This is a genomic window from Bradyrhizobium sp. WBOS08 (assembly GCF_024585125.1).
In the GTDB taxonomy this organism is placed as follows: Bacteria; Pseudomonadota; Alphaproteobacteria; order Rhizobiales; family Xanthobacteraceae; genus Bradyrhizobium; species Bradyrhizobium japonicum_B.
Genome location: NZ_CP028988.1, coordinates 2,062,839 through 2,078,132 on the forward strand (window position 1 = coordinate 2,062,839; position 15,294 = coordinate 2,078,132).

General features: G+C 65.2%; 12 protein-coding genes. 4 read left to right on the forward strand and 8 right to left on the reverse strand.

What is annotated here, in order from left to right; translation table 11 throughout:
- Nucleotides 1-52: 52 nt before the first annotated feature.
- On the forward strand, nucleotides 53-1,678 hold the full coding sequence (locus DCM80_RS09990) for a glycosyltransferase family 39 protein (RefSeq protein ID WP_257196808.1): 1,626 nt from the start codon (nucleotides 53-55) through the stop codon (nucleotides 1,676-1,678).
- Between the two features lie 123 nt (nucleotides 1,679-1,801).
- Here DCM80_RS09990 and DCM80_RS09995 read toward each other — a convergent pair whose 3' ends face one another.
- The 5 genes from DCM80_RS09995 to DCM80_RS10015 form a co-directional block, all read right to left on the reverse strand.
- Nucleotides 1,802-2,119: an HPr family phosphocarrier protein gene (locus DCM80_RS09995; protein WP_257196809.1), complete on the reverse strand. Its 318-nt coding sequence runs from the start codon at nucleotides 2,117-2,119 to the stop codon at nucleotides 1,802-1,804.
- Nucleotides 2,116-2,517, reverse strand: a complete 402-nt coding sequence (locus tag DCM80_RS10000; RefSeq protein WP_028134014.1) for a PTS sugar transporter subunit IIA — start codon at nucleotides 2,515-2,517, stop codon at nucleotides 2,116-2,118. The genes DCM80_RS09995 and DCM80_RS10000 overlap by 4 nt, the downstream gene beginning before the upstream one ends.
- A gap of 133 nt (nucleotides 2,518-2,650) precedes the next feature.
- Nucleotides 2,651-3,205 carry an HPr kinase/phosphorylase gene (locus DCM80_RS10005; protein WP_373569397.1) on the reverse strand — a complete coding sequence of 185 codons (555 nt, stop codon included), beginning with the start codon at nucleotides 3,203-3,205 and terminating at the stop codon, nucleotides 2,651-2,653.
- Nucleotides 3,202-4,998: a sensor histidine kinase gene (locus tag DCM80_RS10010; RefSeq protein WP_257196810.1), complete on the reverse strand. Its 1,797-nt coding sequence runs from the start codon at nucleotides 4,996-4,998 to the stop codon at nucleotides 3,202-3,204. The genes DCM80_RS10005 and DCM80_RS10010 overlap by 4 nt, the downstream gene beginning before the upstream one ends.
- Nucleotides 4,999-5,115: 117 nt before the next feature.
- A complete protein-coding gene (locus DCM80_RS10015) occupies nucleotides 5,116-5,817 on the reverse strand; it encodes a response regulator transcription factor (RefSeq protein ID WP_008542552.1) in 702 nt (233 codons plus the stop codon).
- A gap of 241 nt (nucleotides 5,818-6,058) precedes the next feature.
- Here DCM80_RS10015 and DCM80_RS10020 point away from each other — a divergent pair, with 241 nt between their 5' ends.
- From DCM80_RS10020 to DCM80_RS10030, 3 genes are all read left to right on the forward strand, one after another.
- The gene (locus tag DCM80_RS10020; protein WP_257196811.1) at nucleotides 6,059-6,793 is read left to right on the forward strand and encodes a HugZ family protein; all 735 of its coding nucleotides are present in this window, start codon (nucleotides 6,059-6,061) and stop codon (nucleotides 6,791-6,793) included.
- A 79-nt stretch (nucleotides 6,794-6,872) separates the two neighbouring features.
- Nucleotides 6,873-9,479, forward strand: a complete 2,607-nt coding sequence (locus DCM80_RS10025) for a CHAT domain-containing tetratricopeptide repeat protein (RefSeq protein ID WP_257196812.1) — start codon at nucleotides 6,873-6,875, stop codon at nucleotides 9,477-9,479.
- Nucleotides 9,480-9,766: 287 nt separating this feature from the next.
- The gene (locus DCM80_RS10030) at nucleotides 9,767-11,383 is read left to right on the forward strand and encodes a phosphoenolpyruvate carboxykinase (RefSeq protein WP_028134019.1); all 1,617 of its coding nucleotides are present in this window, start codon (nucleotides 9,767-9,769) and stop codon (nucleotides 11,381-11,383) included.
- A 205-nt stretch (nucleotides 11,384-11,588) separates the two neighbouring features.
- Here the strand turns inward: DCM80_RS10030 and DCM80_RS10035 are convergent, their stop codons facing one another.
- The 3 genes from DCM80_RS10035 to DCM80_RS10045 form a co-directional block, all read right to left on the reverse strand.
- A complete protein-coding gene (locus DCM80_RS10035; RefSeq protein ID WP_257196813.1) occupies nucleotides 11,589-12,404 on the reverse strand; it encodes an acyl-CoA thioesterase II in 816 nt (271 codons plus the stop codon).
- A gap of 25 nt (nucleotides 12,405-12,429) precedes the next feature.
- On the reverse strand, nucleotides 12,430-12,564 hold the full coding sequence (locus DCM80_RS10040) for a hypothetical protein (RefSeq protein ID WP_257178688.1): 135 nt from the start codon (nucleotides 12,562-12,564) through the stop codon (nucleotides 12,430-12,432).
- A 65-nt stretch (nucleotides 12,565-12,629) separates the two neighbouring features.
- Nucleotides 12,630-15,155 (reverse strand): glycogen/starch/alpha-glucan phosphorylase, encoded by a 2,526-nt coding sequence (locus DCM80_RS10045; protein WP_257196814.1) that lies wholly within the window; start codon nucleotides 15,153-15,155, stop codon nucleotides 12,630-12,632.
- Between the last annotated feature and the right edge of the window lie 139 nt (nucleotides 15,156-15,294).

A 15,294-nucleotide genomic window follows, 5' to 3' on the forward strand; every position in this document is an offset into this window, starting at 1 on the left:
TGTTCACGCCAAGCTGATTCCACGATCGCCCAAAACGCGCTAGCAACGGCCCATGTCGATCACGTCTCTTCCCACCACAAGGGCACGCGCAAAGACCCGCCTGAGCTTGACCCGCGTCCGGGCCTGGCTGGTGGCCTGCGCGGTCCGCCCCGAGGCGAGATTGTGGCTGGTGATCCAGCTCGCGATCCTGCATGCGGTGCTCTGGACCTTCATCCTGATCAATCTCAAGGCGGCGCAGGACGTTCACATGGACGTCGCTGAAGCCTATGGCTGGGGCCAGAAATTCCTCTGGGGCTACGGCAAGCACCCGCCGCTGTCGGGCTGGGTCGCAGGCGCCTGGTTCACGGTGTTCCCGGCAGCGGACTGGGCAACTTATGCGCTGGCGATGGCGACCGTCGGCGTCGGCATGGTGATCTGCTGGCTGGTGGCCTTGCGCGTGGTGGACGCGCGCCGCGCCTTCCTGGTCGTGGTGATGGTGGCGCTCTACCCGATCTTCAATTTCAAGGGTTTCAAGTACAACCCGGATCTGCTGCAGCTCGTTACGCTACCGCTGCTGGTGCTCGCTTATCTCAACGCGTTCGAGAAGCGGAGCTGGCAGTCCGGCGTCTTGCTCGGGCTCGCCGGCGCGCTGGCGCTGATGACCAAATATTGGGTGCTGACCATGATCGGCGCCATCGGGCTTGCCGCGCTGATCCATCCGGAGCGGGTGAGATTCCTGCTCTCACCGGCGCCATGGGTGGCGATCGCGACGATGGCGCTGGCGATGATCCCGCACATCGTCTGGCTGGCCGAGGCGCATTTCGTGCCGCTGACCTATGCCGGCGACACCTACAGCCTCCAGGACAAGAGCCAGGTGCATCAGCTCGTCGCCGGCTACTTCCTGCATAATTTCGGCTTGCTGGCCTTGCCTTTGGCGCTCGCCGGGCTGGCGATGGCGCTGGTGCCGCCGTGGCCGGCGCTGCTGGTGCGCGCGCCCGCGCGCATCGTCACGCGGGCGTGGCGGCACGGCGCCAATTCGGGCGTCAATGTCTCGCAGGCGCTGAACGTCTGGATCATCCAGATCGTCGTCGCGTTCGGCCCGCCGCTCGGCGCGCTGGTCTTCAGCATCTACATGAAGACAGATTGGGGCATCTCGCTGTTCTTCCTGGTGCCGCTGGCGCTGGTCGCGATCCCCACCTTGCGCGTGCAGAGCGCGAGCCTGTTCAACATCGCCGCGATCTGGCTCGTGCTCAGCGTCGCGACGCTGATCGCCTCGCCCTGGATTGCCGCGCGCGAGATGACGGCCAATGCCGGCAACACCGCGACCTATGGCGCGCGCTCGGAGCTCGCGCGCGAGCTGACCCAGGCCTGGCACGCGCGCTTCGCCTCGCGCTGGGCCGTCGTTGCCGGCACGATGGAGACGATCCAGCCGATGGTGTTCTACAGTGCCGATCACCCCAGCCCGTTCACGCCGAACGAAGCCTGGGCCTCCGGGCTGACCTCGCTCGACGACGTCAAGCGCTACGGCTTCATCGGCGTGGTCGATGCCAGCGACGAACGCCTGCCCAAGTTCGAGAAATGGATCTCCGAGACCGCGCCGAACGCCGAGCGCATCGTGATGACCACGCGCCGCTTCACCCACGGCAAGCCCGGCCCGTCGATGAGCTGGAATGTCTACATCGTACCGCCGGGGAAATAGTCGAGCTGTCGTAGTGTGGGCAAAGGCGCACTTGCGCCATGCCCACGATCTCTCTCGGTCGCGAAAAGATGCGTGGGCACGCTTCGCTTTGCCACCCTGCGGCACTGCGTGCGTTAGAGAGGGCTAAATCCCTTCCTCGTTGAACTTGCTTTCAACGAGCTCGGTGATCGCCGCGAGCGCAGCTTCGGCGTCCGCGCCGGCGGCGGCGACCGTGATGGTGGTGCCGGGTCCTGCGGCGAGCATCATCAGACCCATGATCGACGTGCCGCCGACGGTCTCGCCGCCGCGCGTCACCCACACTTGCGCGTCGAAGCGCTCGACCGCCTGGACGAATTTGGCCGAGGCGCGGGCGTGCAGGCCGCGCTTGTTGATGATCAGGAGATCCTTGGAGATCGCGCCCGCGGGCACGCCTGTCCCCGCTTGTGACGCATCGCCGGTCATTTGCCGGCGAGCACGCGGCTGGCGATGGTGACGTATTTGCGGCCGGCTTCCTGGGCCATCGCGATCGCGTCGGGCAGCGTGCGCTCCTCGCGCACCTTGGCGAGCTTCACCAGCATGGGCAGGTTGATGCCTGCGAGCACTTCGACCTTGGGCCGGCTCATGCAGGATATTGCAAGGTTCGACGGCGTGCCGCCGAACATGTCGGTGAGGATCGCAACGCCGTCGCCGGAATCGACGCGGTTAACCGCTTCGATGATGTCGCTTCGGCAGAGATCGGAATCGTCTTCGGCGCCGATCGTGATCGCTTCGATTTGTTTTTGTGGGCCCATGACATGCTCAAGCGCTGCCTTGAATTCGTCGGCAAGGCGCCCGTGGGTCACAAGTACTAGACCAATCATCGGAAAACTCCTCGCGGGCGCTTTTGGTGCACCGCACGAACGCGCCACTTTGACCATCCAGAGCCCCCGCGCAAGAGGGGATGTTGCGTATCTCCCTGAATCTAGACGGATGGATGAGGGGAGCTGCGCCGGTCTATTCGGTCGCGATAGTGGGGTTCATATGGTTACCATTTCCCTTCAAACAATCGCCTGAAGAGTTAACGGAAGATGAACTCTTGGTAGTGGTCAAGGCGGCAACAACCAAGGGGAGGGGTGATTGGTCGCGGCCCACCGGGATTCGCGGTATTTCGACACCAGAAATGCTGGTTTTCAGGGCTTCGGGCGGCGGCAGGCGCTCAGCGTCGGCGGCGTCCAGGTCGACCACGAGACCGACGGTCGCATGCTCCACGAAGTCGCAGCAGCGGATCCCGAGGCCCCGGATCTCGATCAGGCCCTTGAGGCGCGGCGCCGGGCGGACCTCGATTTCATCGCCGAGTGTCGCCAGATGGACACGGTCATCCCCGACCAGAACGGCCCTATCGACCACGCCCGCGCGTCCCGCCATGATCAAATCGAAGGCAAGGCGCGACTTGCCCGAGCCGGAGGGCCCGCGGATCAGCACCGCCACGGGCCCGACCTTGACTGCGGAGGCGTGAACGCTGGGCTCGGCCTCGATCAAGCTGCCGTCGTTCAATCTGCCCTGGCTCATAGCGCCGGCAGCCTGACCACGAAGCGCGCACCTGCGACCGTCGGGACGCCCTCGTCATCCGGCGGGCCGGCACGGTTCTCGGCCCAGATGCGTCCGCCATGGGCGTCGACGATCTGCTTGGAGATCGACAGGCCGAGGCCGGAGTTCTGGCCAAAACCCTGATGCGGACGGTCGGTGTAGAAGCGCTCGAAGATGCGCTCCAGCGCGTCGTCGCGAATGCCGGGGCCGTCGTCGTCGACCACGATTTCGATCTCGGAGCGCACGCGGCGGCAGGTGAGGCGCACCTTGTTGCCGGCTTCCGAGAACGATTGGGCGTTGGAGAGCAGGTTGGAGACCACCTGTCCGAGCCGCGAATCATGGCCGCTGACGGCGAAGGTGTCGCTCGGGCTGCGGCCCTCGAAGCGCGTCTCGACCGCGACGTCATGGCCGAGCTTGGTTTCATTGGCGACGGACACCAGCGTGGTCAGCAGGCGGCGCAAATCGACCGGGATCGCATCCTGGCGCTGCAATTCGGCATCGAGGCGGCTGGCGTCGGAGATGTCCGAGATGAGGCGGTCGAGCCGCTTGACGTCGTGCTCGATCACCTCGAGCAGGCGCGCGCGGCTGGTCTCGTTGCGCGCCAGCGGCAGCGTCTCGACCGCCGAGCGCAGCGAGGTCAGCGGGTTCTTCAATTCGTGGGCGACGTCGGCGGCGAACATCTCGATCGCCTCGATGCGGCTGTAGAGCGCGCTCGTCATGTCGCGCAATGCGCCTGAGAGATGGCCGATCTCGTCGCGGCGGCGGGTGAAATCCGGAATCTCGATGCGGGCCTTGATGCGGCGGCGGACGCGCTCGGCGCTGTCGGCGAGCCGGCGCACCGGACCTGCGATCGTGCTCGCGAGCAGCAGCGACAGCATGATCATGACGGCGGCCGCGACGCCGCCGACCTTGAGGATGGCGAGGCGCTCGGCGGTGACCATCTGGTCGATGTCGTCGCCTTGCGTCGACAGCATCAGGGCGCCGTGAATCGCGCGCGAGCGCAGCACGGGGACCGCGACCGAGACGATCACCTCGCCGCGGGCATTGACCCGCACCATCGAGCGCTTCTGGCCCTGGAGCGCATCGCCCACCTCCGCATAGCCGTTGCCGTTCTCGGGACCGAGCTCGCGATAGAGCGGCAGGTCGCCGCGGTTCAGCCAGGTGCGGACCGCGACCATGCCGCGCTCGACGATGCCGGGCTTCTCGGCCGGCGGCGGCAGATTGTAGCGCAGCACGTTTTCGAGGTTGCGGCTGTCCACCAGCAGGCTGCCGTTCGGATCGTAGATGCGGGCGCGCGTCTTGGTCGGCGAGATCAGCGTGCGGAGCACCGGCGCGACCCGCTCCGGATTGATCGGGAAATCCAGCGGCGAATATTCGTCCGAGCCGCCATAGGTCTCGCCCGGCTTGAGGTCGAGCAGCCGGTCGGGATCGATGGTGATGGCGTTGGTCTGCACCGTGGCCGAGGCCGCGATCGCGCCGGCGATGATCTCGGCCTGCACCAGCAGGCTCTGCGCGCGCGCGTCGATCAGGCCGGCGCGGAATTGCGACAGGTAGAGGATGCTGGCGACCAGCGCGACGAGGCCGGCGAGGTTGAGCGAGACGATGCGGCGGGTGAGGCTCGAAAAGGACAGCGCGAAGAAGAACTGCCCGGCCCGCTTCAGCCAGTTCAGCGGTCGGAAGCCCTGCGGCTTGGCTTCGGCAAATGGCTCCTGAACGCCGTCGGATGCGACGTCGCCGGCGCTCTGGTTGGGATCAGGCTGCGTTCGATCCAGCAATGCTTACGCCTGCGTTAGGACAGCTCGTTGAGGGTCCCTGCATCCTAGAGCGATCCCGGTCCCGATGGAACGAGAACCGGAGATGCTCTTGAGTCTTTCGCGAAGGCGCCTGCCGCTTCAGGCTTCCTTGAAACGATAGCCGACGCCGTACAACGTCTCGATCATCTCGAACTCGTTGTCGACCACCTTGAACTTCTTGCGCAGCCGCTTGATGTGGCTGTCGATGGTGCGGTCGTCGACATAGACCTGGTCGTCATAGGCGGCGTCCATCAGCGCGTTGCGGCTCTTGACCACGCCGGGCCGGGTCGCCAGCGCCTGCAGGATCAGGAATTCGGTGACGGTCAGCGTCACCGGCTCGTTCTTCCAGGTGCAGGTATGCCGTTCGGGGTCCATGCGCAAAAGGCCGCGATCGAGCGCCTTGGCGTCGTTCTCCTTCGGCGCGACGGTCGGGTCCTTCGGCGCCGAGCGGCGCAGCACCGCCTTGACGCGCTCGACCAGAAGGCGCTGCGAGAACGGTTTGCGGATGAAATCGTCGGCGCCCATCTTGAGGCCGAACAGCTCGTCGATCTCCTCGTCCTTGGAGGTCAGGAAGATCACGGGCAGGTCGGATTTCTGCCTGAGGCGGCGCAGCGTCTCCATGCCGTCCATGCGCGGCATCTTGATGTCGAGGATGGCGAGGTCGGGCTGGGTGGTGCGGAAACCGTCCAGCGCGGAGGCGCCGTCGGTGTAGGTCATGATGCGGTAGCCTTCGGCTTCCAGCGCGATCGAGACGGATGTGAGAATGTTGCGGTCGTCGTCGACCAAAGCGATTGTGGGCATGAGCCTCTGCTTTCTGCTTTCCGTTTGGGTCGTGGCTTGAAACGGCGAGCAATCCACTGATGCGCCGCATACATGGGTGCCGAAGTCGGCGTTCGAACCTTGTCACCGAGCAATGCAAGCTGGGCTGAAGTGTGACCAAGTTCCACGAAACACGGCAGATTCGCCGCATGTCGACCCATAACCGGGCCCCCGTTTACCCGAAAAAAGGCCTCCCTTGCAACCACCTGAGCTGAGAAAGCCGATGCAACCGACCCCTGATTTCGACCCCGCAAAGCTCGCCAAATCCCTGCTGCGACGATCGCGCCAGGGGGCGCTGGCAACCCTCATGGCCGGCAGCGGCGACCCCTATTGTTCCCTGGTCAATCTGGCCAGCCATCCCGATGGCTCGCCCATTCTGCTGATCTCGGGCCTTGCCGTGCATACCAAGAACATCCTGGCCGACAGCCGGGTTTCGCTGATGCTGGACGAGCGGGCGGAAGGCGATCCGCTCGAAGGCGCCCGGATCATGCTGTCCGGCCGGGCGGAGCCGGCCGAGGCCGAAAAGGACCTGCTCCAGCGGCGGTATCTCAATGCCCATCCATCGGCGGAAGGCTTTGTTTCCTTTAAGGATTTCTCGTTCTTCCGGATCCGCCCCACGGGAACCCATCTGGTCGCCGGTTTTGGCCGGATCGTCGATCTCCAGCCCGAGCAGTTCCTCACGGATCTCACCGGGGCCGAGGATCTGCTGGCGGCCGAGGAGGGCGCCGTCGTGCATATGAATGCCGACCATCGGGAGACCATGGGCCTCTATGCGACCAAGCTGCTGGGGGCCGACCCGGGTGATTGGCGCTGCACCGGCTGCGATCCGGAAGGCCTCGACATGCAGGACGGCCAGATCGCGCTGCGGCTGGATTTCCCGGAGCGGGTGACCGACGGCACGTCGCTGCGCAAGATGCTGGTCCGCCTTGCTGGCGAAGCGCGCAGCAAGATGGACTGAAGCGCAGCGCTTTGAACGCTCTCCTCCGCCGCGGCGACCCAACACCGGTATGGTTCGAGGTCGGCCGCGAGAGGGGTTCATGACACGTCGTCGTTTGACGCTGGTCGCAGGTCTGGCGCTCGCGATCACCGCATCGCTGGTGACCCCCTGCCTCGGGCAGAAGGGTCTTCTTGCCGAGAAGGGTCTTGCCGCCGAGAGCGCGCGGCTCAACGCGCTCATCCGCGCCGGAAAATATTCGGAGGCGCTGCCGCTCGCGCAGGCGATGGTCGCTGGCCTCGAGAATGACAACGGCCGCGATCTCTCCGGCGCGTTGAACAATCTCGGCCAGGTCCATGCCGCTCAGGGGCGAGACGATCTGGCTGAGCCGCTCTACAAGCGCGCGATCGCGCTCATGGAAAAATCGCTCGGCCTCGACAACGCATTGGTTGCAGCCGAGCTGACCAATCTCGCCGCGCTCTATCAGCGGCAAAGTCGCTTCGCAGAGGCCGAGCCGCTGTTCAAGCGTGCACTGGCCGTGCGCGAGAAGGCGCTGCCGCGCGAACATCCCGACGTCGGTCAGTCCCTCAACAATATCGCCACGCTCTACGCCAAGCAGCAGCGCCCGGCCGACGCCGAGCCACTGTTCCAGCGGGCGCTCGGGATTTACCAGAAGGCTGCCGGGCCCGAGCATCCCGCGGTCGCGACCGTCCTGAACAACATCGGCCAGGTCTATCGCGACCTCAATCGCAATGCCGACGCCGAGGCGCCGATCAAGCGCTCGCTGGCGATCCGCGAGAAGGTGCTGGGGTCCGATCATCCCGACGTCGCGCGCTCGCTGAACAATCTCGCCGGCCTCTACGAGCATCAGCAGCGCTATGCCGATGCCGAGCCGCTCTATCGCCGTGCCCTGTCGATCCGCGAACGCGCGCTTGGGGCGGATCATCCGGACACCGTGATCTCGACCGGCAATCTTGCTTATTTCCTCTACGTCTCCGGGCGCACCGCCGATGCTTTGCCGCTCGCGGACAAGACGCTTGCCAGCGGTCGCGCGCAGCTGCGCATCGTGCTGCCGATCCTGCTATCCGCGCGGCAGCAGCATCTGCTGCCCGACGACAAGGCGTGCGACAAGGCGCTGGCGGCGGTCCAGCGCGGCACGCAATCCTCCGCCGCCGCTGCCGTGAACAAGCTCGCGGTGCGGATGGCCGCCGGCAGCGACCGCCTCGCCGAGCTCGTGCGCCAGGATCAGGATCTCGCCGCCGAGTCCGAGGCGCTCGACAAGGCGATCGTCGCGGCGGTGTCGAAGCCATCTGCGCAGCGCGACCGCGCGGTCGAGCAGCGCAGCCGCACGCGGATTGCCACGATTGCGAACGAGCGTGCGGGCTTGCAGAAGACCCTCACGCTCGAGTTTCCCGACTACGCCTCGCTCTCCAACCCGCTGCCGCTGGCGGTGAAGGACATTCAGCCGCTGCTGTCGGCCGACGAGGCGATGGTGATCTATGCCGTCGTCGACAGGCAGAGCCATGTCATCGCGATCACGCGCGAGGGCGCCGACTGGAAGGAGATCCCGCTCGGCGCGGACACGGTGACGCAGCAGGTCGCCGCCTTCCGCAAGGGGCTGGATGTCGGCAAGGCGCGCGATGCCTCCGGCAAGTCGGGCCTGTTCGACCTTGCGCTGGCCCATGAGCTCCATGGAGCGCTGCTCGGCCCGGTCGAGGCGTTGACGAAGGACAAGCGCAATTTGCTGGTGGTGCCCTCGGCGGCGCTGACGGCGTTGCCGTTTCATCTGCTGGTCACGGAGAAGCCGCAGGCTGCGATTCCGGACCGGCTCGAAGGCTATCGCGATGCCGCCTGGCTGCTGCGGCGTCAGGCCGTCTCGGTGCTGCCGTCGGTGATCTCCCTGAAATCGCTGCGTGCCTTTGCCCGCAAGGATCAGAGCGTGAAGCCGATGACCGGCTTCGGCGATCCCGTCTTCAACCCCGCGGCCGAAGATCCGTCCGACCGTCGCGCAGCCGGCGGCAAGGTCGCCGTGCGCAGCATCGCGACGATCGCCTATACCGATTTCTGGCGCGGCGCCGGCGTCGATCGCGCGCGGCTGGCGCAGGCGCTGCCGCAACTGCCCGATACCGCCGACGAGCTGAACGCGGTGGCGAGGGACGTCGGCGCGGCCAAAGCCGACATTCATCTCGGCCGCGATGCCAGCGAGACGACGCTGAAGCGTGCAGCGCTTGCTCAATACGGCATCATCTATTTTGCCACCCACGGTCTCGTCGCCGGCGACGTCAAGGGGCTGGCCGAGCCCTCGCTCGCGTTGTCCATTCCCGATCAGCCGTCGGAGTTCGACGACGGTCTTCTGACCGCGAGCGAGGTGGCGCAGCTCAAGCTCAAAGCCGATTGGGTGGTGCTGTCCGCCTGCAACACCATCGCCGGCGACAAGCCCGGCGCGGAGGCGCTGTCGGGATTGGCGCGCTCGTTCTTCTACGCTGGTGCCCGCGCGCTTCTGGTCTCGCATTGGGCCGTGGATTCGGAGGCCGCCACCCGCCTGACCATTTCGACATTCGAGCTGCTCAAGAACGAGCCAAAGATCGGTCGTGCCGAGGCCTTGCGCCGCGCGATGTTAACGTTTGTCGACGACGCCACTTCGCCGCGCAACGCCTACCCAGCCATGTGGGGACCGTTCGCGCTGATCGGCGAAGGCGAGGTAAAATGAAATGATTCCTGAGAGATTGTGCGTCGCAATAACCTGACGTAACGCGCAAACACGCATTTGGTTGCGCGATCATTTGTGTTTTCTGGTTGCCCCCGCTCAGAGCTGACATGCGCGACGTTTGGCGCGGTCCTTGAATAAACCAAATCCTGCGGGATCAGCTTGGCAACGCCAGCGTTCATGATTATTAGGTCGTTCAGCCGAGGCCGAATGGCCCATTCATCACGGTGACTGCGATGGCGTCCAAACTTGGTCGCGCAGGGTGTCGCGGGTTCTAGGAGGATTTTTTCGTGCAAGAGACGGGCGTGCGCAACGGTGCATTCGGCGCCGACAAATTCGGCTTAAAGAATCTCAAGCAGGTTCACTGGAATCTTGGTGCGCCGCAGCTCTATCAATACTCGCTCGCGGCCGGCGAAGCGGTGCTGTCCGCTGACGGCGCACTCTGCGCCGACACCGGCGAGTTCACCGGGCGCAGCCCGAAGGACAAGTTCACGGTGCGTGACGCCACCACCGACAAGAAGATGTGGTGGGCCGGCAATCAGTCAATCACCGCGGAGCAGTTCGAGACGCTCTACCAGGATTTCCTCAAGCACGCCGAAGGCAAGAAGCTGTTCGCGCAGGACCTCTACGGCGGCGCCGACCCGGCCTACCGGATCAAGACGCGCGTCTTCACCGAGCTCGCCTGGCACTCGCTGTTCATCCGCACGCTGCTGATCCGCCCCGAGGCGATCGAGCTGTCGACCTTCGTGCCGGAGCTCACCATCATCGACATGCCGAGCTTCCGCGCCGATCCCAAACGTCACGGCTGCCGCTCGGAGAACGTCGTCGCGATCGATTTCGCCCGCAAGATCGTCCTGATCGGCGGGTCTTATTATGCCGGCGAGATGAAGAAGTCGGTCTTCACGACGCTGAACTATTACCTGCCCGAGCGCGGCGTGATGCCGATGCACTGCTCGGCCAATGTCGGCGCCAAGGGCGACACCGCGATCTTCTTCGGCCTGTCCGGCACCGGCAAGACCACGCTGTCGGCCGATCCCAACCGCACCCTGATCGGCGACGACGAGCACGGCTGGGGCCCGAACGGCGTCTTCAATTTCGAGGGCGGCTGCTATGCCAAGTGCATCAAGCTGTCGAAGGAAGCCGAGCCCGAGATCTTCGCGGCTTCGACCCGCTTCGGCGCGGTGCTGGAGAATTGCGTGCTCGACGAGGACACCCGCGTGGTGGATTTCGACGACGGCTCCAAGACCGAGAACACGCGCTCGGCCTATCCGCTCGACTTCATCCCGAACGCCTCGCGCACCGGCCGCGCGCCGCAGCCGAAGAACGTGGTGATGCTCGCCGCCGACGCCTTCGGCGTGCTGCCGCCGATCGCCAAGCTCTCGCCGGCGCAGGCGATGTATCACTTCCTGTCCGGCTACACCGCCAAGGTCGCCGGCACCGAGCGCGGTCTCGGCAACGAGCCGCAGCCGGAATTCTCGACCTGCTTCGGCTCGCCCTTCCTGCCGCTCGATCCATCCGTCTACGGCAACATGCTGCGCGACCTCATCGCCCAGCACAATGTCGATTGCTGGCTGGTCAACACCGGCTGGACCGGCGGCAAGTATGGCGTCGGCTCGCGCATGCCGATCAAGGTGACGCGCGCGCTGCTCACCGCCGCGCTCGACGGAAGCTTGCGCAACGTCGAATTCCGCACCGACAAATATTTCGGCTTCGCTGTCCCGACCGCGCTGCCCGGCGTGCCCAGCGAGATCCTCAACCCGGTCAACACCTGGAAGGACAAGGACGAGTTCGACAAGACCGCCCGCGCGCTGGTCGGCATGTTCCAGAAGAACTTCGCCAAGTTCGAAGCCCAGGTCGATGCCGACGTGCGTGCGGCCGCCCCGGACGTGAAGCTCGCGGCGGAGTGATTTCGCTCGGTTCGAGTTGCAAAAGGGCGGCCCCAAGGCCGCCCTTTTTTCTTTCCTTCTCCCCTTGTGGGAGAAGGTGGCGCGAAGCGCCGGATGAGGGGTTCTCTCCGCGAACTCAATAGAGCTTGATCGCGGAGAGAACCCCTCACCCGTCTCGTCGCTGCGCGACGAGCCCCTTTCCCACAAGGGGAGAGGGTAAGAAAGCTCACGCCTTGAAGTACGCGATCTGCGTCGTGGTCGCGAGCAGCCGGCCGTTCGGCGACCACAGCTCGGCGTTCTGGTCGGCGTAGCTCTTGTGCATGATCTTTGAATCGGCCGTCGCCAGCACGCGGGTGATGTCCTCGCTCGCGAGCTCCGCGCTGTCGGTGTGGAAATACGTCGTCAGCGACACCGTGCCGAACGGCACCAGCTCGCGCCGCGCATGGAAGATGCGGCCGAAGAAGGCGTCCGACATCGACGTCAGCGACAGCATGTCGAGCTTGCGCGGCGTGCGGTCGCTGATCCAGATCTTCGAATAGGTGCTGGCGGGCTCGGCCTGCTGCGGGCCGATCCGCATCTCGCCCTCGACGAAGCGGAATTCGTACTGGTTGGCCCAGGACGCCTGGATCTTCGGAAACGGCATCGTCTCCTCGAACGGCTTGGCCTCCGGATATTGCGCCACCCGGTGCTCCCAGGACGGCCGCCGCTCGGCGAACACGGCCGTGGCGAGCGTTGCGACCTCGCCGCCGCCCTGGCTGAGCTCGACGCACCAGTGCTGGCTGGAGCGGTTGGCCTTGACCAGCCGCACGTCGAGATCGAACGCGCCCTTGGCGATCGGCGCGCAATAATTGACGGTGAGCGCCAGCGGATCGCCGGCGGCCTGCGGATGCTCGATCAGCGCGCGGAGGATCGTCGCGGCCGTGGCGCCGCCGAACGGGCCGACGAAGGCCCAGTAATCGTCGCTGGTGTGCCCCTGCCAGCTGGAGTCACCGGCGGTGATGCGAGTGGCTTCGTCGAAGGGGTGCGCGAGCTTGGCGTGCATGGGAGTCCTCGGTGTCGCCCATCCGTCATTGCGAGCGCAGCGAAGCAATCCAGACTGTCTCCGCGGAAAGATTCTGGATGGCTTCGCTGCGCTCGCAATGACGGCGTTTGAGGTGGCGGCGTCGGTTCACCGACTCCGCCTTGGGGATGATGGCAGTCATATCATCATCCGCCTTGCGAGATGCAAATAACCTCGCAGGTAATCCCGCTTCCATCTCGCGGAAAATCAGCCTGCGACGTTCCTCAGATCCGGCAGCAGCGGCGTGGTCGGGTTGACCGGCACGTTCCAGATCTCCTCGGCGTATTCGCGGATGGTGCGGTCCGACGAGAACCACGCCATGCGCGCGACGTTGAGGATCGAGGCGCGCGTCCAGGCCGGCGAGACCTGCCAGCGCGCATCGACCGCGCGCTGCGCCTCGTAATAGGAATCGAAATCGGCGCTGACCATGTAATGGTCGAGATAGCGCAGCGCGTGCGCGATGGATTCGAAACGGCCGGGATCGCCGGGCGAGAACTCGCCGCCGCCGATCGCGTTGATGGCGCGCTGCAGCTTCGGCGAATTGCGGATCACGTCGGAGGCGTCGAGCCCCTGCTTGCGGCGGATCATCACGTCGCCGGCCTCCATGCCGAAGATCGCGATGTTCTCAGGCCCGACATGGTCGCGAATCTCGATATTGGCGCCGTCGAGCGTGCCGATGGTGATGGCGCCGTTCAGCGCCAGCTTCATGTTGCCGGTGCCGGACGCTTCCATGCCGGCGGTCGAGATCTGCTCGGAGAGGTCGGCCGCGGGAATGATCACTTCGGCCAGGCTGACATTGTAGTCGGGCAGGAACACGACCTTGAGCTTGCCGGCGATCGCGGGGTCGTTGTTGACGATTTCGGCGACGTCGTTGATCAGCTTGATGATCAGCTTGGCGTAGCGGTAGCTCGCCGCCGCCTTGCCGGCGAAGATCTTCACCCGCGGCACCCAATTGCCGTTGGGATCGTCCTTGATCGCCTGGTACAGCGCGACCGTCTCGATGACGTTCAGGAGCTGGCGCTTGTACTCGTGGATGCGCTTGATCTGCACGTCGAACAAAGCGGTCGGATCGACCTTGATGCCGAGCCGCTCGCCGATCAGGCGGGCGAGGGCGGTCTTGTTGTGAAGCTTGACGCTGCGGAACCTCTTCTGGAATTCGACGTCGCTGGCGCGGGCCTCGATCAGCGAGAGCTGGGTGGGATCGTCGAGCACGGCCTCGCCGCAGGCTTCGCGCAACAGGTCGGTCAGCTTCGGGTTGGCCAGCATCAGCCAGCGGCGGAAGGTGATGCCGTTGGTCTTGTTGGTGATGCGGCCGGGATAGAGATGGTTGAGGTCGTGGAACACGGTCTCGCGCATCAGGTCGGAATGCATCGCCGAGACGCCGTTGATGCGGTGTGAGCCGACGAAGGCGAGCTGACCCATGCGCACGCGGCGGCCGCTCTTCTCGTCGATCAGCGAGACCGAGGCGCGGAAGTCGATGTCGCCCGGGCAGCGCGCCTCGGCGAGCGCCAGGTGCTGCACGTTGATGCGGTAGATGATCTCGAGGTGTCGCGGCAGCAGCCGCTCGAACAGCTCGACCGGCCAGGTCTCCAGCGCCTCCGGCAGCAGCGTGTGGTTGGTGTAGGAGAGGGTGGCGACGGTGATCTTCCAGGCCTCGTCCCAGCGGAAATTGTGCAGGTCGACCAGGATGCGCATCAGCTCGGTGACGGCAAGGCTCGGATGGGTGTCGTTGAGCTGCACCGCGACCTTGGACGACAGGCTGCGCAGCTGGCCGTCGGAGGCGAGATGCCGCTTCACCAGATCCTGGAGCGAGGCCGAGACGAAGAAATATTCCTGGCGCAGCCGCAGCTCGCGGCCCGCCGGGCTCTCGTCGTTCGGATAGAGGAATTTGCAGATCGCCTCGGCGCGCGACTGCTCGGCGCTGGCGCTGACATAATCGCCCTTGTTGAAGGCATCCAGCTTGAGCGGATCGGGCGAGCGCGCCGACCACAGCCGCAGCGCGTTGACGTGCTGGCCGCGCCAGCCGACGATCGGCGTGTCATAGGCGATCGCCTGCACCGTCTCGGCGGGATGCCAGATCGCGCGGTCGCGGCCCTTGTCGTCGACATGCTCGACGCCGCCGCCGAAATTGATGTCGTAGATCACCTCGGGCCGCTGCAATTCCCAGGGATTGCCGAAGCTCAGCCATTCGTCCGGATATTCCTGCTGCCAGCCCTGATTGATGATCTGGCGGAACAGGCCGTAATCGTAGCGGATGCCGTAGCCGATCGCGGGGATCGACAGTGTCGCCATGCTCTCCATGAAGCAGGCGGCGAGGCGGCCCAGGCCGCCATTGCCGAGCGCGGCGTCCGGCTCGCATTTGCGCAGCTCCGGCAGCGAGACGCCGAGATCGCCGAGCGCGACCTCGAAGATCTTCAAAAGGCCCATGTTGTTGAGCGCGTCGCTGAACAGGCGGCCGATCAAAAATTCGAGCGAGAGATAATAGACGCGCTTGCGGCCGGCGTCGTAGCTGTGCTTCTCCGCGGTGAGCCAGCGATGCACGATGCGGTCGCGCAGCGCGAGCGCTGCGGCCTGATACCAGTCGTGCCTGGTGGCCATGCCGGCATCCTTGCCGATGGCAAGCCGCAGCTTCGCCAGGATTGCGCCCTTGATCTCGGCCAGCGCGAGTTCGTCGATGGGCTGCCCCGGGGCCGGAAAACTGGGTTGGAACGATGAATCCTGCAAAGCCGTCATTTCCTAGGTCGAACTCTTACCAATCTACGCGTCGTGCCCTTGCACCGGAACGGTGGCAGTGCATTGCGCTGGCGCTAATTTATGCAAGGAACGGGCCGAATTGGGAACCCGGGTGAGCACGGAGAAACCTACGATTCGG